Raw genomic sequence first — 20,897 nt, forward strand, 5'->3', positions numbered from 1 at the left:
TTTTATTGCATCTGATGACTAGCCTTCAAAAGATCTGAGACTGTTTTTACGGGATTAAATGTTTGCACTGGAACTTCAACAAAAACGGTATTCCATTTTGCCATTGCCCCATTCCATAACCCAGGTCTTTCTAAAGCTCTTAAAGGTTTTCCATCTTTAGTTTTTTCAGCAATGAAACTCATTGTTGGATCTACAAAGAGATTTAGATCGAACAGATTTCCTTGGTAATCTTTTATCCCGCAAACAAGATCTACAGGATTAAAATGAGTTGCATTTTGAGCGATCTCGTTTTGATGAATATCTTTTGTATCAATTTGTGCGCTTTCAATAATTTGAAGTGATCTTTCTCCATTTTCCATTTTCACTAAAAATGGCCCACCTCCTGGTTCTCCTTCATTCTTTACCATACCACAAACCCTTAGCGGTCTGTTAAGTTTATCTTGCAAATATTTGATCTTTTCATCTTTAGAAAGTATACTAAAATCTTCTTTAGAACTTAGATTGAGTTTTTCATTTAAAAAGACCTTGATTTGTTCTAACTCTTCATCTGAAAGATTAGGATTATCAAGATTAATTAAATGCTCAAAACATTGATCTTGAAGTAACAATAATTTTCCCCCAAGAACTTTCTTGAAGCTGGCCATGTTATCTACTTCAGAAGATTTCACAACATTATCTATATTCTTTATAAAGACAACATCTGCATCAAGATTATTCAAATTCTCTATAAGAGCTCCATGCCCACCGGGTCTAAAGAATAATTCATTATCTACTGTCCTAAAGGGAGTATTGTCTTTATTTACAGCGATAGTATCTGTCTTAGGATTTTGATAGGAATAAGTTACTTTAAAATTTATCCCCGTTTTCTTATTTACTCTCTCTAAGATACGGTTATACTCGTTTTCGAATTTCTCTTTATGTTCTTCTGAAACTGTAAAATGCAGATCACATTCTCCATTTACTTCAGAATATAACGCTGCTTCGTAGAGATGTTCTTCAAAAGCTGTAGCTATTAGATCGCCATATTTATGAAAAGGAACTAATCCCTTTGGATGATCACAAAGATCTAATCCTGGTGAAAATAACATAGCTTTGGTTATCAAAACTTTCTTCTTATCATCGGCTAGATCAGCAAAGTTCGAATTATCTTTTTTTGCAAACTCTACAGATTCCTTGAAGAATGGTAATTTTTCAAAATTTCTAAAAAACCTATTAAGATTATCGTTATCTATTTTTTTAAGATAATTAGACAACTCTTCTCGCTCTGGATCAAATTCATTTAAGAATACATGTATTGCTTTGAACATTCTGGTAGCTGCCCCAGAAGCAGGCACAAATTTTAAGATCTTATATTCTGATTTGTGATCTTCATAGAATTTTTTAAGTTCCTGTTGTCTTGCTTCAGAATATTGTTTTATACCATCTCCAACCGTAGCTGCTGCAGCAATATTTACCGGCAGATTGCCACGAGAGAAAATTTTTAATTGCTCTTCTATTTCGCTTAATGCAATACCTTTATTTTCAATTTGCTGTATATCTGCCTGTGTAAAATTCAATTTTCTATCTTTAAAAGTTTATTAATAACCGAGACTGCTTTGGTAAATCTTTGCTCTTCACTTCCTTCTAGAATTACGAAAGGACGTTCATACAACAGTAGGGTGCTTTTAAATCTCTCGAACATTCCCTCTCTATCATGAGGTTTATCTCTTAGGTCATCTTTAACCCAAGGGGCATCAATATTAGTTAAAAAGTAAATATCATACCAATTGTTTAACGCATGTTTATGAAGTTCAGGGTCACAAAATCCGTTGTAATAAGCTTCAGAATAAACCTTTAGCTCTAATAAATTGGTATCACAAAATAATACTTTATTGGCAGATCTACTCAATCTATTTTCTGCTGCCATTTGTCCTTCTGCAATAGGAATAAGATCTTCTGGTATACAAACCTGCTTTTTTTCATCCCATTTCTTCTGAAGATATTCCCGCATATATTCTTCCACCCAATACGTATTGTAATGAGCTGCAAGCCTTTTTGCCAAAGTGGTTTTACCGGTAGATTCCGGACCAAATAATACCGCCTTTACGCAGTTTGCAGTTGTTTGTTTAAGCTTTTCTTCCATGCTAGATAGCCATAAACGGCAATTACAGTAAATAATAAATATTGAAAACTAGTAAGGGTAAGTCCTTTATAAAAATATAGGGGGACAGAAATAAGATCTCCTATAATCCAATAGATCCAATTCTCTATTTTTTTGAGTGCCATAAGCCACATTCCCACAAAGAATACAGCTGTGGTGATAGTATCTACATAGGCTGTCCAATTATTCCATTTATCAAAATAATTATAAACAGCATGAACAAAAACCATGGTGCCAATAAACAAAAAGACAGCTTTTAAATGTTCTTTTTTAGTCATCACGGTTACTGGCGTAAAGTGAACAGCATCCACTTTCCTCGTCCAGATATACCATCCATAAATGCTCATAGAAAAATAATAGGCATTTATCATCATATCTCCCAATAACCCCCATTGCCAGAGAAGGTATACAAAAATCAATGTGCTAATGATTCCGGTAGGGTACACAAGAATATTTTCTTGTTTAGAATACCAAACAGACAGAAACCCAAAGATTACGGCTATAACTTCTAATATGATGTAGAGTGTGGGATAGTTGTAATACTGTCCAAAGAAAAAATCAAAAATGGGCTGCATAATCGCTTCTATCAGATTTTACGATCTTAATATACATCAATCCTCTATCTACTGCTTCTAAGGCTATTTTCATCTCTTTATTTAAGATTTCCATCACCTTATCATAATCTCCGTAAACCTGAGTACTTAAAGGATTTTCTTTAATAATAAGCCCAGATGCTCTTAAGCTTTTTATAAAATTGATAATGGCAGGCTCGTAATTATCCTGAAGTGGGGATAAAGTAAGTTCTACTGAAATTTCCATGTTCTAATTATTTCTATGATAATTTAATTCAAAAATACCAATTATAATCTCATAGTCTGTACACATTAAAAGATAACATGGCACAAAACCTAATCAGAAAACACGTTGTTCTCAAAGGCGGTTCCAACTACCACAATATCTGCACCTGCCTTATAAGTATCATTTACCTGAATGATAGATCTAATTCCACCTCCCACGATTAGCGGAATACTTATAATTTCTTTTACTCTTGAAATAATTTCTAAAGCTACTTGGTTTTTAGCACCACTACCAGCTTCGAGGTATATTAATTTCTTTCCGGAAAGTTCTCCGGCGTAAGCAGTATCTACTATTGTTTCTATATCGTTTTGAGAAAGTGGCAAAGTTTTGCTAACCCTTTGTACAGCGCATTCAGCACCTCCATCTACAAGAATATACCCCGTTGGAATAATTTCTAGTTTTGAATTTTTGAGTTGAGCTGCAGATTTTACCTGTTGCTCGATCAAATACTCCGGATTTCTTCCCGAAATTAAACTTAAGAATAATAATGCATCTGCTTTATCGGAGATCTGGGAATGATCACCAGGAAATAAAATTATAGGTAGTGAGGTAAATTGTTTTATACAAATTACTACTTCTTCTGTTTTAGATCTTTCTACTATACTACCCCCAACAAAAATAGAATTTACGTAACTAGGAAGTGATTGAAAGAATATAGATGCAGTAGCAGCTTCAAATTTATCGGGATCTATTAATACCGCTAAATGAGGTCTGCCAGAATTCTTATTCTGAAGTATATTAAAATAAAGTGAGTTCATTAATTAAGCGCTTCCCTTTTTTGACTCACTCTCTTCTCTAGCATACACACAGGTAAAACCTTCAAATTCTAAGAAATTTAGATCATACCCGGCACTTAAGCCTTTAAAAAGAATCTTTGCTGTAGTTTGGTGATCTTCAAAATCAAAATCGTGTATATTGATATGTTGAAGGAAACCCAAACCGGGTTCTGCAAATAGTTTATAAATTGCTTCTTTCCCACCCCATACAATGGTAAGTTTTCTAATTAAAGCTTCAGCATTAGCTACGGTATGATATTCTTTTAGTGGCGTAAATTTATTTGCGATCTTAAGAATCTTATCTCGCTGCATTTCTATATCTATTCCAACTTTCTCATTACTAATGATGATCCCGGTGAAATTATAAGAATGCGTAATAGAGATATGCATATCATCTGTTAAGTGTGGTTTTCCTAAAGAATCATAATAAAGGTCTGCATCTACATAACCTGCTTCTGCCATTAAATGCCGTATGCTCATAAAACCTCTTCTGTGAAGCTCAGATTTCATACCGTTCACTCGCTTTTGGCAATGTGGCGTTAAATCTATGTCTTTACTCAACCATTCTAAAGACTCTTCTACCTTCCAAATGAAGACTTTAGTATGAGCATTCACTGTTATTGTTTTGTAAAGTGGCATAAATTTTTGTTATATATTACTTACTTTTGCAAAAGAAAAATTGCTATAAATCAAATATAATAATATGTCTACTAAAACAGTGCCTTACACGGCCTATAAAGTTAAAGATATTTCCCTAGCAGATTGGGGAAGAAAAGAAATTGAACTTGCTGAGGCAGAGATGCCGGGATTGATGTCTCTTAGAGAAGAGTTTAAGGATGAACAACCTTTAAAAGGAGCTAGAATTGCAGGATGTTTACACATGACTATCCAGACTGCTGTTCTTATAGAAACATTAACGGCTTTAGGAGCAGATGTAACCTGGAGTTCTTGTAATATATTCTCTACACAAGATCAGGCTGCCGCTGCAATTGCTGCCGCTGGAGTTCCTGTATATGCATGGAAGGGAATGAATGAAGAAGAATTTAACTGGTGTATAGAACAAACCTTATTCTTTGGGGAAGATAGAAAACCATTGAACATGATCCTTGATGATGGTGGAGATCTTACCAATATGGTTTTAGATCAATATCCAGAATTAGCAGATGGTATTAAAGGACTTTCTGAAGAAACTACTACAGGAGTTCACCGTTTATACGAGCGTATGAAAAATGGAACGCTTCCAATGCCTGCAATTAACGTGAACGACTCTGTTACAAAGTCGAAGTTTGATAACAAATACGGATGTCGTGAGAGCGCTGTAGATGCTATTAGAAGAGCTACAGATGTGATGTTAGCCGGAAAGAGAGTTGTTGTTTGTGGATATGGTGATGTTGGAAAAGGTACTGCAGCATCTTTTAAAGGAGCGGGTTCTATTGTAACTGTTACAGAAATTGACCCGATTTGCGCACTTCAAGCTGCAATGGATGGATTTGAAGTAAAGAAATTGGAAAATGTTCTTGAAAAAGCAGATATCGTTATTACCACTACAGGAAATAAAGGCATTGTGCGTCCAGAACATTTTGAAGCGATGAAAGACAAGACTATTGTAGCAAACATTGGTCATTTTGATAATGAGATTGCAGTTTCTTGGTTAAACAATACTCACGGAAATTCTAAAGTTGAGATCAAACCTCAAGTAGATAAATATACCATCAATGGCAAAGACATTATTCTTTTAGCGGAAGGTAGGCTTGTAAACTTAGGTTGTGCTACTGGTCATCCAAGTTTTGTAATGAGTAACTCATTTACAAACCAGACTTTAGCACAAATCGAACTTTGGAAAAATACAGATAATTATAAAAATGAAGTTTATATGCTACCAAAGCATCTAGATGAAAAAGTGGCTAAACTTCACCTTGAGAAAATTGGTGTAGAGCTTACAGAATTATCTCAAGATCAAGCAGAATATATTGGAGTAACTGTTGAAGGACCGTTCAAACCTGAATATTACAGATACTAGTTTCATAAAACCTTACTATTAAAAAGCTCTCACATATATTTTGTGGTAGCTTTTTTTATGCTTTAATACTTTCTAAATTATATTTTCGAAATTAAATATTTGAAGGTCACATTGAGCGGAATCGAGATGTTTTATAAGTAATCTTTATAAACCCGAAGACTCCGCTCAAGGGGTGACGTAATTTTATTTACATCATGCTGAATTTATTTCCGCATCTCATAAAAGATAAACTAATTTAAGCAGAGCAATCTAAAACTCAGCCTTGTCTATGATATAACGGGCCTTAATGTAATCATCTTCGCTTACTTGCACTCTTACCCCATGATTTCCTAAACCTGCAATTCCTGCGGCGCTATTCATCACATCATCGAAAATTCTATAAGCGATACCTTCCATATCAAAGAGATTTCGAATAATTGCAATTTGAAAAGAATTAGGAGTAGAGAAAACGGTTATAAAATTCATATTCAATAAATTCTGATTCGATTAAAAGTACAAAAAAACCCTTTCTGAAAACAGAAAGGGTTTTTATAAATCTATAAAAGAAAATACTAAGCTTCAAACGGTTCAATAGAAACGTAAGATTTATTATTTTTCTTTTTAGTGAATTTTACAAGACCGTCAACTTTGGCATGTAAAGTATGATCTTTTCCTCCATACACATTCTCTCCTGGATTGTGTGTATAACCTCTTTGTCTAACGATGATATTTCCCGCGATAGCAGCTTGACCACCAAAAATCTTTACACCTAAGCGTTTTGATTCTGATTCTCTACCGTTCTTGGAACTACCAACTCCTTTTTTGTGAGCCATTTTATTTCGTTTTTAAACTATTAAATTAACTTAAAGCAGCAATTAATTCTGCTTTTTTCATTGAAGAGTAACCTTCAACTCCTTTATCTTTTGCCATATCTCTCAATTCAGCAACAGTGTTCTGGCTTAAATCATTAGAAGTGTTAGCTTCTTCTTTTTTAGCCGGTTCTGATTTTTTCTTAGATCCTGGAAGTGTAATTCCAACGATAGAAATCTCAGTTAAAGATTGACGGTGACCATTCTTCACACGGTAACCTTTTCTTCTTTTCTTTTTAAAGACAATAACTTTGTCTCCTTTTACGTGTCTGGTGATTTTAGCATCTACCAAAGCACCGTCTATAGCTGGGGCGCCGAAAGTGAAATTGTCACCATCACCTGTTAGAAGAACTTTATCGAAAGAAACTTTATCTCCTTCTTCTCCTGCTAGGCGGTGTACAAATACCTTTTGGTCTTTTGCAACCTTAAATTGCTGCCCTGCTATCTCTACAATTGCGTACATAGCGTATAATTAAATTAATTATTTAAATAAATTGCTTGCAAATTTTCCACAAGCGGGTGCAAATATACTTCTAAATAATTAATTCACAAAGTCTTTGATTATTTTCGTACCTGTTGTTTTTTTCCTGATCCTGCATTCCAAGAATCTTTAAATAGCTGCATAAAAGAAAGTGTAAGTACAAAGGTGGTAGCAAACCCCATAACGGCTACTACAAAAATTACAATTCCAACACTAGTATCATAGTCTGATCTCCACATACTCAATAATTGATTTAAAAAATCAGGATTAAATTCTGTGGAGTAAAGACCAAAAAATATGGTGAAAATAATGCTAGCGTTAAAACCCGTTAGCAAAAGTGCCATGAAGCCTTTTTGATATTTAAAATTGTCACCTTTCTCTAATCTATAATGTTTTATAGCTTCATACATTCCAAAGCCCATAATTACACCGTTAAATAAACTAAACGCCGGTTGGGTATGCACTTCAAAAAGCGCGAGGACTAAAAAATAAGCTATTAATCCAGCAGAAATAGCAACTCCATATTTAATTGGGATACTTAATGTTTTCATTCTTTTATTTTTTTCTTTTCTAAAGTTCTTTAAAATTCATCAGTAATTTACTTAATACGCTGTTAATTTTAACATCTTTAAGCTTTGTGGAACTAAAAATAGGGCTAATTGTTAAATTTTCTGATATAATGTAACAACTTCACTGTTTGAGCAACCTATACCTACATTAATAAAAATATTCAAAAAAAATGATCAACAAATTTAAATTATCAGCCTGTGCGCTAATTCTTGGAGTTACCGGATTCGCACAAGAAGTTGAATTTACCGAGTACGATCTTGATAATGGCTTACATGTCATCTTACATCAGGATAAAACTGCACCCGTAGTAACCACCGGAGTGATGTACCATGTAGGAGCAAAAAACGAAAATCCTGAACGTACAGGATTTGCTCACTTCTTTGAACACCTTTTATTTGAAGGTACAGAGAACATCGATAAAGGAGAATGGTTTAAGATAGTTTCTGCTAATGGTGGTGCTAACAACGCTAACACTACAGATGACCGTACTTACTATTACGAGAACTTTCCATCTAACAATCTAGAATTAGGATTATGGATGGAATCTGAAAGAATGTTACATCCAATTATTAACCAAGGTGGTGTAGACACTCAAAATGAAGTTGTAAAAGAAGAAAAAAGATTGCGTGTAGATAACTCTCCTTATGGGCAGATCTTAGCAGAGGTTAAAAAGAATCTTTTTAAAAATCACCCTTACCGTTGGGCAACTATTGGATCTATGGATCATTTAGATGCTGCAACTTTAGAAGAGTTTAGAGATTTTAACAAGAAATTCTACGCACCTAACAATGCTACATTAGTAGTAGCTGGAGATATTGAAATTGGAGAAACAAAGAAAATGATCCAAGATTATTTCGCTCCAATTCCAAAAGGAAATGAAGTAACACCTATTAATATTAAAGAGGAGCCTATTACAGAGCAAATCAATGCAACGTATAATGATCCTAACATTCAATTACCTGCAATTGTTACTGCTTATAGAACACCTTCTATGAAGAACAAGGATGCTTATGTTTTAGACATGATCTCTTCTGTATTAACTTCAGGAAAATCTTCTAGACTTTATAAAAAATTGGTAGATGAGCAAAAACAAGCGCTTCAAATTGGTGCTTTCAACATTAGCCAGGAAGATTACGGGCAGTATGTGATCTTTGGTATTCCACTAGGAGACGTAGCTTTAGATACTATAGTTGCAGAAACTGATGAGGAGATCAAAAAACTTCAAACTGAATTAATTTCAGAAAGAGAATACGAAAAACTTCAAAATACTTTTGAAAATCAATTTGTAAACTCTAACAGCAGCATAGAAGGAATTGCAAATTCTTTGGCTAGATACCAAATGCTTTATGGTGATACAGATTTGATAAATGATGAGATAAAGATCTACCGCTCTATTACTAGAGAAGATATTAAAAGAGTAGCAAATGAATATCTTAATCCAAATCAAAGATTAGTATTAAAATACTTACCAAAAGAGGATAGCGCAGCTGATTCTGAATAGATAAAAATTAAAAATACAATGATGAAAAATAAAATAACAGCATTAGCCATTTTATTTCTTGTTTCGTTTGGAATTCAAGCCCAAGTAGACCGAAGCAAGCAACCTCAACCGGGTCCGGCTCCCAAAATAAACTTAGGTACTCCAGAGTCTTTTAAGCTAGATAATGGTTTAAAAGTACTTTTAGTGGAGAATCATAAACTTCCAAGAGTGAGTATGACGCTTACTATGGACAATCCTCCACATCCAGAAGGAGCAAAAGCAGGTATATCTACACTTACCGGAGATCTTTTAGGAACAGGAACAACTTCTGTAGAGAAAGATGCTTTTAATGAAGAGATAGATTATTTAGGTGCAAACTTAAATTACTTTTCTAGCGGAGCTTCAGCAAGAAGTTTATCTAAGTATTTTCCTAGAATCTTAGAATTGATGGCAGATGGAGCATTGAATCCAAAATTCACTCAAGAAGAATTTGACAAAGCTAAAGAGCGATTTTTAGAAGGATTAAAATCTGATGAGAAAGATGTTGCAGCAAATGCTAGAAAACTAAGATCTGCATTAGCTTTTGGAACTAATCACCCTTATGGGGAAATGGTTACTAAAGAAACTGTAGAGACCTTAACTTTAGACAATGTAAAATCTTACTACAACAATTATTTTGTGCCTCAAAATGCATATTTAGTAATAGTAGGAGACATCAACCTTAAAGAAGCTAAAGATCTAGTAAAAAAAGGATTTAGCTCTTGGAAAAAAGGTACGCTTCCAACGTTTACCTTACCAGAACCTAAAAACGTTCAGTACACTCAGGTAGATTTCTTAAACATGCCAAATGCTGTTCAAAGTGAAGTTGCTTTAGTAAATACTATCAAACTTAAAAAAGGAGATGCAGATTATTTCCCGGCTATTATTGCTAACCAAGTTCTTGGTGGTGGTGGTGAAGGAAGATTATTCAACAACCTTAGAGAAGATAAAGGTTACACTTATGGAGCTTACTCTAGAACAGATGATGATAAATATGTATCTTCTTTTGTAGCTAGCGCTAGTGTAAGAAATGCCGTAACAGATAGTGCTGTTGTTGCTTTCTTAGATGAGATTCACAGAATTAGAAATGAAAAAGTTTCTACTCAAGAATTGGCTTTAGCAAAAGCAAAATATGTTGGAAACTTTGTGAGAGCATTAGAAAACCCAACAACAATAGCTCAATATGCTTTAAACATTGAAACGGAAAATCTTCCTAAAGATTACTACCAAAACTATCTGAAAAAGATAAATGCCGTAACTGCAGAAGATGTTCAGAGAGTAGCTAAAAAATATTTCCAGGTAGACAATACAAGAATTGTAATTGCAGGAAAAGGTAGTGATGTTGCAGAAAGTTTAGAGAACCTTACCTACAATGGAAAAGACATCCCTGTAAAGTATTTTGATAAGCAAGCTAAAGAAATTAAAAAGCCAGAATTTAACAAAACCGTAGATGCTTCTGTAACTGTAGCAACTGTTTTTGACAAATATTTGAACGCTATTGGTGGTAAAGAAGCTGCTAAAAAAGTGGAAAGTGTTGTACTTATGGCACAAGCAACAATTCAAGGACAAAAATTAGATCTTGAAACTAAAACTACTGCAAATGGAAAATCTTCTACTGTAGTGTCTATGGCTGGACAGGCTATGAGTAAGCAGATCTTTAATGGAACTACCGGATATGCTGTTATGCAAGGACAAAAAATGCCTTTTAACGAAGAGCAAATTGCGGCTGCAAAACAAGATGCCAATACCTTCCCTGAGCTAAATGCTGAAGGAGCTAAAGTGATGGGAATTGAGCAGGTTGAAGGTCAGGATGCATATGCAGTTTCTCTAAACGAGCAAACTACATCTTACTATGATGTTAAGTCTGGACTTAAAGTGAAGTCTGTAAAAACAGTATCTCAAGCAGGACAGACAATGTCTATCCCTACTTTGTACTCCAACTACCAGGAAGTTGACGGAATTAAATTTCCATTTACAATTTCTCAGTCTTTTGGACCACAATCTTTTGAATTCAACGTTTCTTCTATCAAATTAAATGAAGGAGTAAGCGATGCAGATTTTGAAGAATAATTATTTTTGTTAATGTTGGAAAGACCGGTCTCTAGAGGCCGGTTTTTTTATTTGATGTATATAGGTTCTTAGCTCTATTCACCAAAAACACACCTAATAAAATAATCAAAGCTGAAAATAATTGAAGTAAACTAAATTTCTCTCCATCTAAGAATCCCCAACCCAAAGCCACCAGAGGAATAGTATAAGTTACTGAAGTAGAAAATACAGGATCTGAGATCTGTATCAACCTATTAAAGATTATCATCGCTATACCGGTTCCTATAACCCCCAGGATCATCACAAAGAATACAGAGATTCCAATCTCAGAATCAACTTTTATATCATCAAAATTAAAGCCTGTAGATAATAAAATTATAAATGCAGGAATTGCAAGCACTAAAAAATTTCCGGTAGTGATACCCAGTGCCGAGATATCATGCATATATCGCTTTAAAATATTTACATTGATAGCGTAGCAGGAAGCTGCAATTATTACCAAAATGGAATAAAAATAATTTTGATCTGGATTAACCTGCGCTCCGCTAAAGATCAACCCTAAAGTACCAAGCAACCCAATGATAACTCCAATTCCTTTATTTTGAGTTAACGCCAGTTTAAAGAACAATACTCCAAAGATCAAGGTCATTAAGGGTGTTGCTGCATTTAAGATGGATGCCACAGCACTATCTATTTCTGTTTCTGCAAAAGCAAAGAGGTATACAGGAAAAAATGAACCCAAGAAACCAGAGATCACGATCCATTTCCACTGACTTTTATTTAGTTTTAACAAACTTTTGAATCCAACTAAGAGTAAGAACAAAGCTGCAAACAGAATTCGGAAAGAACCCAATTGAAGAGGAGTTAATCCTACGAGTCCTTTTTTAATCAGGATAAATGAGCTTCCCCAAACTATAGAAAGAAGGACTAAATAGACCCATTTAAGATTTTTTACCGGCATTGCTTCAGAATAAGATTTAAGTAGGCGAAAATAGGCAATTGTCAACAATAAAAAATCCAATGCATCTCTCGACACATTGGACTAATTATAGAATTATAATTATTAATTAACTACTCATTCTCGGTAAGTGGAATAGGGAATTGTGTAAACACATCATCTCCCGGTCTGTCTATAGGTAAGGTATTTAAAATATCATAACGTCTGGCATCAATCCATCTATGCCCTTCTCCATATAGCTCATAACGTCTTTGCTTCAACATTTCTGCAGTTAAGGCAGAAGCTGTATTTGCACCAGAATAATCTGATAGCGAGGCAGCATTTCTAATTACATTTAATGCTTTCACCGCTTCCTCCGGATTGGTATTAATATTAGCTTCAGCATAAAGTAAAACAAGTTCAGCATTCCTTATTATTGGAACATTATCTGTTCTAGACTTAAATACAAAGAAATCATAATCTCCAGAAAGGCCATCAAAAGTAATGGTCTCATCTCTCAAGCTTGTCTTAGCATCTATACGATCATCCCCAGCCTCTGCATCTGTAATGAAATCTGGCTGAACAATTCTAACTCCAGCAGCAGAAGCATTTTGTTGGAAAAATACCGGATTAGGAAGGTCGTTCTGATCATCTGAGAAAACATAGTAGATACCTTCAGAAAGATCTCCATTAAGGTCTAAGAAAGAATCTCCCAAAAAGCTTAATACGGCAGAAAAATCTTCTTGGTACGCGGCAACTCTAGCAGACAACCCCTTATTAACCTCTAAAAATGAAGAAGGATCGTTAAATCCATCAAAACCAGCAGTCATGCTAAAAGGAAATGAATCTCCTCCAGCAGCTAAATTACTAGCTCCTTCTTCTAACATAGCTCTAATCGCAGATAAAGCTTCAGATTTTGAAACAATTGGCCCCAAATTCTCCGGATCATTCACATCTATTCTAATACCATTTTCATCTGTTAGATTTAAATTCATCAATAGCTCATGCGCTTTAATGGTCTTTAAGAATCCTTTGGTTGCATTTAATTCACCTTCAGTAAAATCTGCAGTAGAGTTATCTAATGCTTCTAGTATAATATTTACATTCTTTACAGTTCTATATCTTGCGGCCCAAGGCGTGGTAATATAAAAGGTATTATTATCTAAAATGGCATTCTCTCTTCCCAAGAGATCTGCCGTTAGCCTAGGGTCTGAACTTGAGAATCTATAAAACTCACGTCCCAAAACTCCGGTATCGTCATAATAATTTCCAAGACCAACTCTCATGCTATAAAAAACTCCTCCCACGAGATCCTGAAGATCACCGCGAGAAAGATCTTCTACCAAAGAACCTACTTCCGGACCGTTTAGATCTGAAAACTCTTCTACGGTGCAGGAAGTTGTAAGTAAGCCTGCAACCATCAAGATTGATATTTTATTTAAAATTTTCATATTAATATTTTTTAAAAGTTAAAGGCTACGTTAAACATATATCTCTTGGAAGATGGAAAAGGAGTTACCTCAACGGCATTAAAAATACCACCTCCTCCAAAGTTGGAAACTTCCGGATCGTAGCTGTTATAATCGAAAATATTAATCAAATTGTTTCCGGAGAAACCAAATTTAATTCTGTCAAAGGTTCCGTTTAAGAAAGAGTCTGTAATAGCAGAAGGTATAGTATAATATAAACCAACCTCTCTCAATCTTAAATATCCGGAATCTTCAATAAATACTGCTGCAGAAGAACCTAACTGACTAACACGATAAGGCCCGTTTCCAATCTGCCCTTCAGGATCTAGATCTATTTCATCATAATCATGACTAGTTCCACTTAAATCTGTTAAAAGCGCAGTTAAATTGATATTATCTCCTCCTTTTTTCCATTGCCATAAGAAATTGAAATCAAAACCTTTATAGCTAATAGAGTTATTAAAACTCATTTGAAAATCTGGCTCTGCATCTCCAAACTTTTGTAAACCGTTAGCATCTGGATCTGGCCCGATCCCAACAATTTGAGTAGCACTTTTACCTTCTTCAATTCTAAAGGTACCAAGCGTGGCTCCAAAACCACCTGCATTAAATGCCGGAACATCTAATCTGGTGATCTCAGATTTGTTCTTAAAGAAGTTCATTCCAAAATCCCAGTTAAAATCTTCACCTCTAAAAATAGCTGCATTTAACGCGATCTCTACCCCTTTATTCTCAAGACTACCCGCATTTACAAATTCTGTAGTAAATCCTGAGGAAGGTTCTTTAGAAGCATTTAAGATAAGATCGTCTACGGTTTTGATATAATAAGTAAGAGATCCTGTTAACCTGTCATTAAAAAATCCAAAGTCTACCCCTGTTTCAAATTCCTTTTGTCTTTCCGACTTCAGATCTGGGTTACCTCTGGTTCCAATAAGGCTAATTCCTTTTAATGTTACACCGCCCTGTCCTACATTGGTAAAACTGTTGTAAGATGTAAACAATGCTCCAATTGGTGGAAAGTTACCCGCCTCACCATAAGCAGCTCTTAATTTTAATTGGTTAAATTTTGAATTCTGATTCCAAAAGCCAAACTCATTTAAGTTTAAAGCAACCGAAGCTTTTGGATAATAGTTAAGTTTATTAGCATCTCCATTGTTTGAAGATTTATCACCCCTCACCCCAATTGTTGCAATTACTTTATCTTGAAAATTTACTTCTTCTTGCGCAAAGAAACCTGCATCTTCTTGCTTCAATCTATTTTGATCTACCCCGGTATTAGTAGCCTGATCTACATTTGTTTCTGAAGCGACAAGATCTGTAGCGGTAATTAAATAACCGTTTCTATCAAAATATTCTCTGGTTAAACCTGCCTGAGTTCTAAAATTGATATTATTGTCTGTAAAGTAATTATGTACTAAGAATGCAGATAGATTATAGTTCTTATTTTGAGTACTTCCCTGCACAGATACACCATTCTGTCCTCCATTAGATGGTTTTTGAAATTGAAGTTCTTTTGGAAAAAATGCCAATGTATTAAACCCATAAAAATCTAAACCACCACGTAAAATTAATTCTAAGTTAGACTTATCATTCCTGTAAAGATCTATGTTAGCAGAACCTCCCATGATCAATCTATTGATCTTTTCATTATTAGTTACCAGATCTCTAGTTTGTAAGATATTGGAAGATCCTAATGGGTTATCAGGATAGTTCCCATTTTCGTCTGGAAATAATTGCAACCAAGGCACAGTTCCTGTTAAAGCAACTCCCACTGAGGTTCCTGTATTATCATTATTAAAGTACCCTCTATCAGAAGAAGAATGAATGTAATTAGTACTCAGCGCTAATTTCACGAAATCATTAGCACGATGATCCACATTCAATCTCAAGGATATTTTCTCATATCCGGTATTGGCAACAATTCCATCTTCACTATTGTGCGTTACTCCGGCAAAGAACTTGGTTTTCTCTCCACCACCACTAGTACTAAAGTTGGTTATAGTAAGCAGCCCTTTATTCCCAAATAATTCCTCTTCATAATCTACAAGTCTATTACCATCTCTGGCATCTATAAAATCCTGAACAGCGGCATCTCCAAAAGATTCTCTTACTCTATCTTCATTATAATCTCTAACACCTAATAGATTAATTACTTCCGTCCATCCTACAGATTGTGAAAATCTATAAGAAGTTTCTCCTGCAACTCCACGTTTGGTAGTAATAATAACTACCCCTGCTGCAGCTCTACTACCATAGATAGCGGCGGCAGACGCCCCTTTTAAGATCTCTATGTTTGCGATATCTTCCGGATTTATATCTGCAATCCTGTTGGATGGGTTATCTTGATTGGAAGCACTACCTCCCGCCGCGGCGCCAGATACAGCGTTTAAACCTGCTGCTATAGAAGAGTTATCTACATAAACTCCATCTACAATATAGAGAGGTTGTGTATTTCCTTGTATAGATGTAGCTCCACGCAATTTAACTGAAAGTCCTCCTCCCGGAGCTCCGGAGTTTGCACTTACAATAGCACCTGGAAATTTACCGTATAGCGCACCATCCAAAGTTGGTGGTGTGGTAGTTCCAACAAGTTCTGCAGCAGATATAGAAGCTACAGCGTTAGCTGAATTGGTTCTTTTTACAGAAGTTGCCAAACCTGTTACTACAACTTCGTCTAAAGCTGCGGCAGATTGAGCAAAATTAATAGCCATGGGGGAATTACTGGTTACATTAATCTCCTGAGTCTCAAAACCAATATAAGAAAAGACCAAGATTGTAGGGAGAGCATTGACTTCTAAAGAGAAAATACCATTAAAATCACTTGTGGTTCCATTAGAAGTACCTTTTTGAATAACATTCACAAAGGGCACCGGTTCTCCCGTAGATTCGTCAATAATTTTACCGTTAAGCGTTTCCTGAGCCATTAATAATGACGGAAACACAAATAGCAAAAATATCAACCTAACGCATCGTAATTGAATTTGCCTCATAACTCATATTTTATAATTAGTTTAACTAAAATATGAATTAATAACAAACAAACAGTTATTATATAGAGAAATGTGTTTGTTTAAACACCAAACATTGAAAGATTGTAATTTTAAAACTTAAAATATTAACAACTCAATTCCACTTTAAAGTTTCCATAAGATGTCTCATATCTTTCTTTATATAGGCAGCTGCAGGCATAATAGAATCAAAATTTGGTCTTTGGTTGAAGTAAAGAGATCCGGTAAGAAAATGCTTCGTGCTATCTGTAATATAAAATTCTGCCTGTGATGCAGCGTTCCCATCTATTTCGTAGAACATACCATAAGCTCTATGTTCTTTATTTTCATAGATATCTCCTTCAATAAAATCTGCCTTTATGGTATGCTGTAAAGGAAGTTTTTGAGCGTCTGTTAATAAAGAATCTAAGTTGTTATTAACTGGCTGATATGTTAGAAATATTGCCGCATCAAGCAATGGGTATTTAATATTTATCCAACACGGTTTATTATTTTGTGCTTGTATTATATTTGAAATTTGATTCATTTCAAAGCTATAGGAGCAATTAAGATCTATGGTAGTATAATTAGCTTCCGGATAATTTAGCGCCAGAAAAGCATTTGGCTTTGGCTGTTCCTCATCTTTACAACTCAAAACAGCCAATAGAATGAATATGCTAAAAATCAACTTTCTCATACGTCTTCTATGCTCAATTTAATCTGTTTTATCCTTTTATCATCTATCACTTCAATTATAAATTTATAATTTGAAAAGAAGATGATCTCATTCTTTTTTGGAAACCCTCCAGAGATCTCTAATAAGAAACCAGCCAGAGTTTCAGATTCTCCTTTATTCTCTTCAAATTTAGAAGCATCTTCAAGCTTAATGATCTTATAAAAATCTTTTAAAGGGGTCTTACCTTCAAAAACAAAGTTTTTATCGTCTAATTTTGAGAATATCAAGTCCTCGTCATCAAACTCATCACTTATATCTCCTACTATCTCTTCTATAATATCTTCCAAAGAGATCAATCCGCTGGTTCCTCCATATTCATCTACTACAATAGCGAGATGTATCTTCTTAACCTTAAATTCATTAAGCAGATCATCCAACTTTTTATTTTCAGGAATGAAGTAAGGATCTCTTACTAGGCTTGTCCAGTCAAACTCTTTTTTATCAAGATAGGGCAGAATATCTTTTACATATAGAATCCCTGTAACCTGATCTACATTTTCTTTATACACAGGAATTCTTGAATAACCATTTTCTATGATCTCTGGTATGATATCTTTAAATGGCTGACTTTCATTTAAGGCGAAAATATCCATTCTAGGTTTCATAACCTGTTTTGTATCTGTATTCCCAAAAGAGACAATTCCCTTTAAAATCTTTTGCTCCTCATGGGTGGTATCTTCATCTCTGGTAAGTTCTAGCGCCTGAGATAGATGATCTACACTTATATAACTTCGTTGCTTCCCCAATCTTTCATGAATAAAGATGGTAATGGCGCGCATAGGAATACTTAAGGGAGAAAAAATAAAATCGAGAACGTTTAAAGGATATGCCATGAAATTAGAAAATTTCACATTATTCCGGCTAGCATAAACTTTAGGAAGAATTTCCCCAAAGAGCAAGATTAAGAAAGTTACCAATCCTACCTCTACCACAAATTTAAAGTTAACACCAAACAACACAGCATTCATTCTTCCAAAGAACTCATCTGTAAGGGCATTAAACAATAGAACTATAGCAATATTAATAGCATTGTTAGCAACAAGTATGGTAGCAAGTAGCTTTTTAGGTTTTTCAAGAAGTTTTACAACTATCTTCTGGCTGTTGCTTCTATTACCATTTTCTGTTATAAAGTTGGAAGGTGTTAACGAAAAGAAAGCAACTTCTGCCCCAGAAATGAGAGCAGAGAATATTAGTAACACAAATATCATCACAAAACTGAATATTTGCGATATATCTAAAGAGAAAAATAACGAAATTAAACTGGGAGGATCTGGATCCAATGGCTATGATTTTAGTTAAACTTAGAAGGGTAAATCGTCCTCTTCTTCTTGATTATTCATTGATTGCCCTGAGGCGGTATCGTTTTTTACAGCTGTATTAGGTTGTGAATAACCTCCATTTTGAGGAGATTGAGATTGAGGCTGTGATGAAGGTGCTGATGTTTCATTTTTAGGAGTTAAAAAAGTGAAATCTGTACACTGTATCTCTACAGAATATCTTTCCAAGCCTTTTTCATCTGTCCATTTTCTATTCTTTAACCTTCCTTCTACATAGACCTTATCACCTTTTTTAAGATATTTCTCACAGATCTCTGCTGCTTTATTTCTTACAACTATATTATGCCACTCTGTATTTTCTACACGTTGCCCGGTAGATTTATTGGTATACACTTCATTTGTTGCCAAAGGAAATCTACCTATAGCACCTCCACCTTCAAAATAATGCATTTTTACATCATCTCCTGTATGCCCTATCAACATTACTTTGTTAAGTGTGCCTGTCATAATTGAATAAATTTAATGCGCAAAATTACCGCTATTTGATTGATTAACATTTTAAAAATAGATAAAATTATTAAGTCTATGTTTAACAAAATTATAAATCTGGAGGGTTAAATCTTAAAGTCACTATTAAAAAGAGAAACTATAGTCATTTAAAAAATTTGCAATAAGCACCGGAACCGGATATTCCGCTACAGACGATATAGAAATTGCAGTATTTGGAAGTTCATTTTTATCTACAATCCAAAACCTTGTGTAAATATGTTGATGAGATAATTTATGTACAATAGGGGCATCATTATATAAGGTAACCCCTAAAGGTTCATTTTTAGAAAATTCAGAAAATTCCATGTGCGATTCAATTTCTGAAGCTTCTTTAAGTCCTTCTGTTTCTATTAAGGGAAACTGATACAATCCTTCCCAAATTCCCTTTCCTGTTCTTTTCTCAAGTAGTGTCTTATTCTCACTAGATTGAAATACCAGGTAATTGAAATACCGTTTTTTAATTTTAGTCTTCTTGATCTTCACCGGCAACTCTGCTATTCTGTTGTTCTGAAGAGCTAAACAACTATCACTTAAAGGGCAAGATGTACATAATGGAGATTGTGGCTTACACTGCAAGGCTCCAAATTCCATAATTGCCTGATTATAAGTAGCAGGATCTTCTTTATCTAACAATTCTTGAGCCAACTGTTTAAATTCTTTAATTCCGGAAGAACTATTAATAGGGGTATCTATATCAAAATAACGCGCTAGCACTCTATAAACATTTCCATCTACTACAGCTGCTGGTTCATTATAAGAGATAGAAGCTATAGCACTTGCCGTGTAATCTCCTACTCCTTTTAATTTTAGTAAACTCTCATAAGATTTTGGAAAGACTCCATTAAGATCAAAAGCTACATGTTTAGCAGTGGTATGTAAATTTCTAGCTCTGGAATAATATCCAAGTCCCTGCCATAGTTTTAAAACATCTTCTTCTGAAGCTTTTGCAAGATCAAAAACGGTAGGATAAGCACTAGTAAATGCCAAATAATAGGGTAATCCTTGCTCTATTCTTGTTTGTTGAAGCATAATTTCACTCAGCCAAATACAATATGGGTCACTGGTTTCTCGCCAAGGTAGCTCTCTTTTATTATTTAAGTACCAGTATGTCAGACTTTTATGAAATACCACAGATATAGATGTTTGATTGCAATAATAATTCTTTATTTGGTTACTATTTAATGAATTAGGATTGATTTATTGGAGATTTAATTCTTATATTTGCCCCCTTGAAAATTAAGAAACCCCAATAAATAGCACTAAAATGACGAAAGCAGATATCGTAGCCCGAATTTCAGAGAAATTAGGAATGGAAAAAGGTGATGTTCAAGCTACTGTTGAAACATTTATGGAAGAAGTAAAGACTTCTTTAGAAAGCGGAGATAATGTATATTTAAGAGGATTTGGAAGCTTTGTTATTAAAACAAGAGCTGAGAAAACCGGAAGAAACATCTCAAAGAATACGACTATCAAGATTCCAGCTCACAACATCCCTGCTTTTAAACCAGCAAGAGTGTTTGTAGATGGAGTTAAAAGTAATGTAGACGTAAAATAGAACACTTCTTAATATTAAAGAAGGATAATAGAATTATTAATCTTAAAAACTAACACTATGCCAAGTGGTAAAAAAAGAAAAAGACATAAGGTAGCTACTCACAAAAGAAAGAAAAGAAGTAGAGCT

Annotated in this window: 21 protein-coding genes; 4 read left to right on the top strand and 17 right to left on the bottom strand. The window is 34.5% G+C overall.

The window, feature by feature from the left end:
• Window positions 1-2: 2 nt before the first annotated feature.
• From P163_RS01130 to P163_RS01155, 6 genes are all read right to left on the bottom strand, one after another.
• Window positions 3-1,556 carry a DUF4301 family protein gene (locus P163_RS01130; protein ID WP_034886932.1) on the bottom strand — a complete coding sequence of 518 codons (1,554 nt, stop codon included), beginning with the start codon at window positions 1,554-1,556 and terminating at the stop codon, window positions 3-5.
• Window positions 1,553-2,122: an AAA family ATPase gene (locus tag P163_RS01135; RefSeq protein ID WP_034886933.1), complete on the bottom strand. Its 570-nt coding sequence runs from the start codon at window positions 2,120-2,122 to the stop codon at window positions 1,553-1,555. The genes P163_RS01130 and P163_RS01135 overlap by 4 nt, the downstream gene beginning before the upstream one ends.
• Window positions 2,083-2,715 (bottom strand): nicotinamide riboside transporter PnuC, encoded by a 633-nt coding sequence (pnuC, locus tag P163_RS01140; protein ID WP_034886934.1) that lies wholly within the window; start codon window positions 2,713-2,715, stop codon window positions 2,083-2,085. The genes P163_RS01135 and pnuC overlap by 40 nt, the downstream gene beginning before the upstream one ends.
• Window positions 2,699-2,959 (bottom strand): thiamine-binding protein, encoded by a 261-nt coding sequence (locus tag P163_RS01145; RefSeq protein WP_034886935.1) that lies wholly within the window; start codon window positions 2,957-2,959, stop codon window positions 2,699-2,701. The genes pnuC and P163_RS01145 overlap by 17 nt, the downstream gene beginning before the upstream one ends.
• 89 nt (window positions 2,960-3,048) lie before the next feature.
• On the bottom strand, window positions 3,049-3,756 hold the full coding sequence (locus tag P163_RS01150) for a geranylgeranylglyceryl/heptaprenylglyceryl phosphate synthase (RefSeq protein WP_034886936.1): 708 nt from the start codon (window positions 3,754-3,756) through the stop codon (window positions 3,049-3,051).
• A gap of 3 nt (window positions 3,757-3,759) precedes the next feature.
• Complete coding sequence (locus P163_RS01155) at window positions 3,760-4,413, bottom strand: 4'-phosphopantetheinyl transferase family protein (RefSeq protein ID WP_034886937.1); 654 nt, start codon at window positions 4,411-4,413, stop codon at window positions 3,760-3,762.
• Window positions 4,414-4,477: 64 nt separating this feature from the next.
• Here P163_RS01155 and ahcY point away from each other — a divergent pair, with 64 nt between their 5' ends.
• A complete protein-coding gene (gene ahcY, locus P163_RS01160) occupies window positions 4,478-5,794 on the top strand; it encodes an adenosylhomocysteinase (RefSeq protein WP_034886938.1) in 1,317 nt (438 codons plus the stop codon).
• 249 nt (window positions 5,795-6,043) lie between these two features.
• Here ahcY and P163_RS01165 read toward each other — a convergent pair whose 3' ends face one another.
• The 4 genes from P163_RS01165 to P163_RS01180 all read right to left on the bottom strand — a co-directional run bounded on the left by P163_RS01165 (window position 6,044) and on the right by P163_RS01180 (window position 7,674).
• On the bottom strand, window positions 6,044-6,259 hold the full coding sequence (locus tag P163_RS01165; RefSeq protein WP_034886939.1) for a DUF2007 domain-containing protein: 216 nt from the start codon (window positions 6,257-6,259) through the stop codon (window positions 6,044-6,046).
• Between the two features lie 86 nt (window positions 6,260-6,345).
• Entirely contained in the window at window positions 6,346-6,606 is a 261-nt protein-coding gene (rpmA, locus tag P163_RS01170; protein ID WP_034886940.1) for a 50S ribosomal protein L27, read from the bottom strand.
• Between the two features lie 25 nt (window positions 6,607-6,631).
• On the bottom strand, window positions 6,632-7,105 hold the full coding sequence (gene rplU, locus P163_RS01175; protein ID WP_034886941.1) for a 50S ribosomal protein L21: 474 nt from the start codon (window positions 7,103-7,105) through the stop codon (window positions 6,632-6,634).
• 98 nt (window positions 7,106-7,203) lie between these two features.
• Window positions 7,204-7,674 (bottom strand): DUF4199 domain-containing protein, encoded by a 471-nt coding sequence (locus P163_RS01180; protein WP_034886942.1) that lies wholly within the window; start codon window positions 7,672-7,674, stop codon window positions 7,204-7,206.
• A gap of 188 nt (window positions 7,675-7,862) precedes the next feature.
• Between P163_RS01180 and P163_RS01185 the strand changes: the two genes are divergently transcribed.
• Both P163_RS01185 and P163_RS01190 read left to right on the top strand, forming a co-directional pair.
• On the top strand, window positions 7,863-9,194 hold the full coding sequence (locus tag P163_RS01185) for a M16 family metallopeptidase (protein WP_034886943.1): 1,332 nt from the start codon (window positions 7,863-7,865) through the stop codon (window positions 9,192-9,194).
• 21 nt (window positions 9,195-9,215) lie between these two features.
• Window positions 9,216-11,282, top strand: a complete 2,067-nt coding sequence (locus P163_RS01190; protein WP_034887711.1) for a M16 family metallopeptidase — start codon at window positions 9,216-9,218, stop codon at window positions 11,280-11,282.
• A 31-nt stretch (window positions 11,283-11,313) separates the two neighbouring features.
• On the opposite strand, the gene P163_RS01195 is transcribed toward P163_RS01190, so the two are convergent.
• From P163_RS01195 to mutY, 7 genes are all read right to left on the bottom strand, one after another.
• Window positions 11,314-12,222 carry a DMT family transporter gene (locus tag P163_RS01195; RefSeq protein WP_034886944.1) on the bottom strand — a complete coding sequence of 303 codons (909 nt, stop codon included), beginning with the start codon at window positions 12,220-12,222 and terminating at the stop codon, window positions 11,314-11,316.
• 110 nt (window positions 12,223-12,332) lie between these two features.
• Window positions 12,333-13,649, bottom strand: a complete 1,317-nt coding sequence (locus P163_RS01200; RefSeq protein WP_034886945.1) for a RagB/SusD family nutrient uptake outer membrane protein — start codon at window positions 13,647-13,649, stop codon at window positions 12,333-12,335.
• An 11-nt stretch (window positions 13,650-13,660) separates the two neighbouring features.
• A complete protein-coding gene (locus P163_RS01205) occupies window positions 13,661-16,657 on the bottom strand; it encodes a SusC/RagA family TonB-linked outer membrane protein (protein ID WP_034886946.1) in 2,997 nt (998 codons plus the stop codon).
• Between the two features lie 133 nt (window positions 16,658-16,790).
• Entirely contained in the window at window positions 16,791-17,351 is a 561-nt protein-coding gene (gene gldD / locus P163_RS01210) for a gliding motility lipoprotein GldD (protein ID WP_034886947.1), read from the bottom strand.
• On the bottom strand, window positions 17,348-18,670 hold the full coding sequence (locus tag P163_RS01215; protein WP_034886948.1) for a gliding motility-associated protein GldE: 1,323 nt from the start codon (window positions 18,668-18,670) through the stop codon (window positions 17,348-17,350). Before P163_RS01215 ends, gldD begins: the two co-directional genes overlap by 4 nt.
• A gap of 21 nt (window positions 18,671-18,691) precedes the next feature.
• The gene (locus P163_RS01220; protein ID WP_034886949.1) at window positions 18,692-19,174 is read right to left on the bottom strand and encodes a single-stranded DNA-binding protein; all 483 of its coding nucleotides are present in this window, start codon (window positions 19,172-19,174) and stop codon (window positions 18,692-18,694) included.
• A 126-nt stretch (window positions 19,175-19,300) separates the two neighbouring features.
• Complete coding sequence (gene mutY, locus P163_RS01225) at window positions 19,301-20,347, bottom strand: A/G-specific adenine glycosylase (protein ID WP_034886950.1); 1,047 nt, start codon at window positions 20,345-20,347, stop codon at window positions 19,301-19,303.
• 118 nt (window positions 20,348-20,465) lie between these two features.
• On the opposite strand from mutY, the gene P163_RS01230 reads away from it, so the two are divergent.
• Complete coding sequence (locus P163_RS01230) at window positions 20,466-20,771, top strand: HU family DNA-binding protein (RefSeq protein ID WP_262489651.1); 306 nt, start codon at window positions 20,466-20,468, stop codon at window positions 20,769-20,771.
• Window positions 20,772-20,897 lie beyond the last annotated feature (126 nt).

This window comes from Gillisia sp. Hel_I_29 (genome assembly GCF_000744275.1).
In the GTDB taxonomy this organism is placed as follows: Bacteria; Bacteroidota; Bacteroidia; order Flavobacteriales; family Flavobacteriaceae; genus Gillisia.

Coding starts and splice junctions, on each gene's coding strand:
- P163_RS01135 (WP_034886933.1), bottom strand. CDS start 2,122: ATGGAAGAAAAGCTTAAACAAACAACTGCAAACTGCGTAAAGGCGGTA.
- pnuC (WP_034886934.1), bottom strand. CDS start 2,715: ATGCAGCCCATTTTTGATTTTTTCTTTGGACAGTATTACAACTATCCC.
- P163_RS01145 (WP_034886935.1), bottom strand. CDS start 2,959: ATGGAAATTTCAGTAGAACTTACTTTATCCCCACTTCAGGATAATTAC.
- P163_RS01150 (WP_034886936.1), bottom strand. CDS start 3,756: ATGAACTCACTTTATTTTAATATACTTCAGAATAAGAATTCTGGCAGA.
- P163_RS01155 (WP_034886937.1), bottom strand. CDS start 4,413: ATGCCACTTTACAAAACAATAACAGTGAATGCTCATACTAAAGTCTTC.
- ahcY (WP_034886938.1), top strand. CDS start 4,478: ATGTCTACTAAAACAGTGCCTTACACGGCCTATAAAGTTAAAGATATT.
- P163_RS01165 (WP_034886939.1), bottom strand. CDS start 6,259: ATGAATTTTATAACCGTTTTCTCTACTCCTAATTCTTTTCAAATTGCA.
- rpmA (WP_034886940.1), bottom strand. CDS start 6,606: ATGGCTCACAAAAAAGGAGTTGGTAGTTCCAAGAACGGTAGAGAATCA.
- rplU (WP_034886941.1), bottom strand. CDS start 7,105: ATGTACGCAATTGTAGAGATAGCAGGGCAGCAATTTAAGGTTGCAAAA.
- P163_RS01180 (WP_034886942.1), bottom strand. CDS start 7,674: ATGAAAACATTAAGTATCCCAATTAAATATGGAGTTGCTATTTCTGCT.
- P163_RS01185 (WP_034886943.1), top strand. CDS start 7,863: ATGATCAACAAATTTAAATTATCAGCCTGTGCGCTAATTCTTGGAGTT.
- P163_RS01190 (WP_034887711.1), top strand. CDS start 9,216: ATGAAAAATAAAATAACAGCATTAGCCATTTTATTTCTTGTTTCGTTT.
- P163_RS01195 (WP_034886944.1), bottom strand. CDS start 12,222: ATGCCGGTAAAAAATCTTAAATGGGTCTATTTAGTCCTTCTTTCTATA.
- P163_RS01200 (WP_034886945.1), bottom strand. CDS start 13,649: ATGAAAATTTTAAATAAAATATCAATCTTGATGGTTGCAGGCTTACTT.
- P163_RS01205 (WP_034886946.1), bottom strand. CDS start 16,657: ATGAGGCAAATTCAATTACGATGCGTTAGGTTGATATTTTTGCTATTT.
- gldD (WP_034886947.1), bottom strand. CDS start 17,351: ATGAGAAAGTTGATTTTTAGCATATTCATTCTATTGGCTGTTTTGAGT.
- P163_RS01220 (WP_034886949.1), bottom strand. CDS start 19,174: ATGACAGGCACACTTAACAAAGTAATGTTGATAGGGCATACAGGAGAT.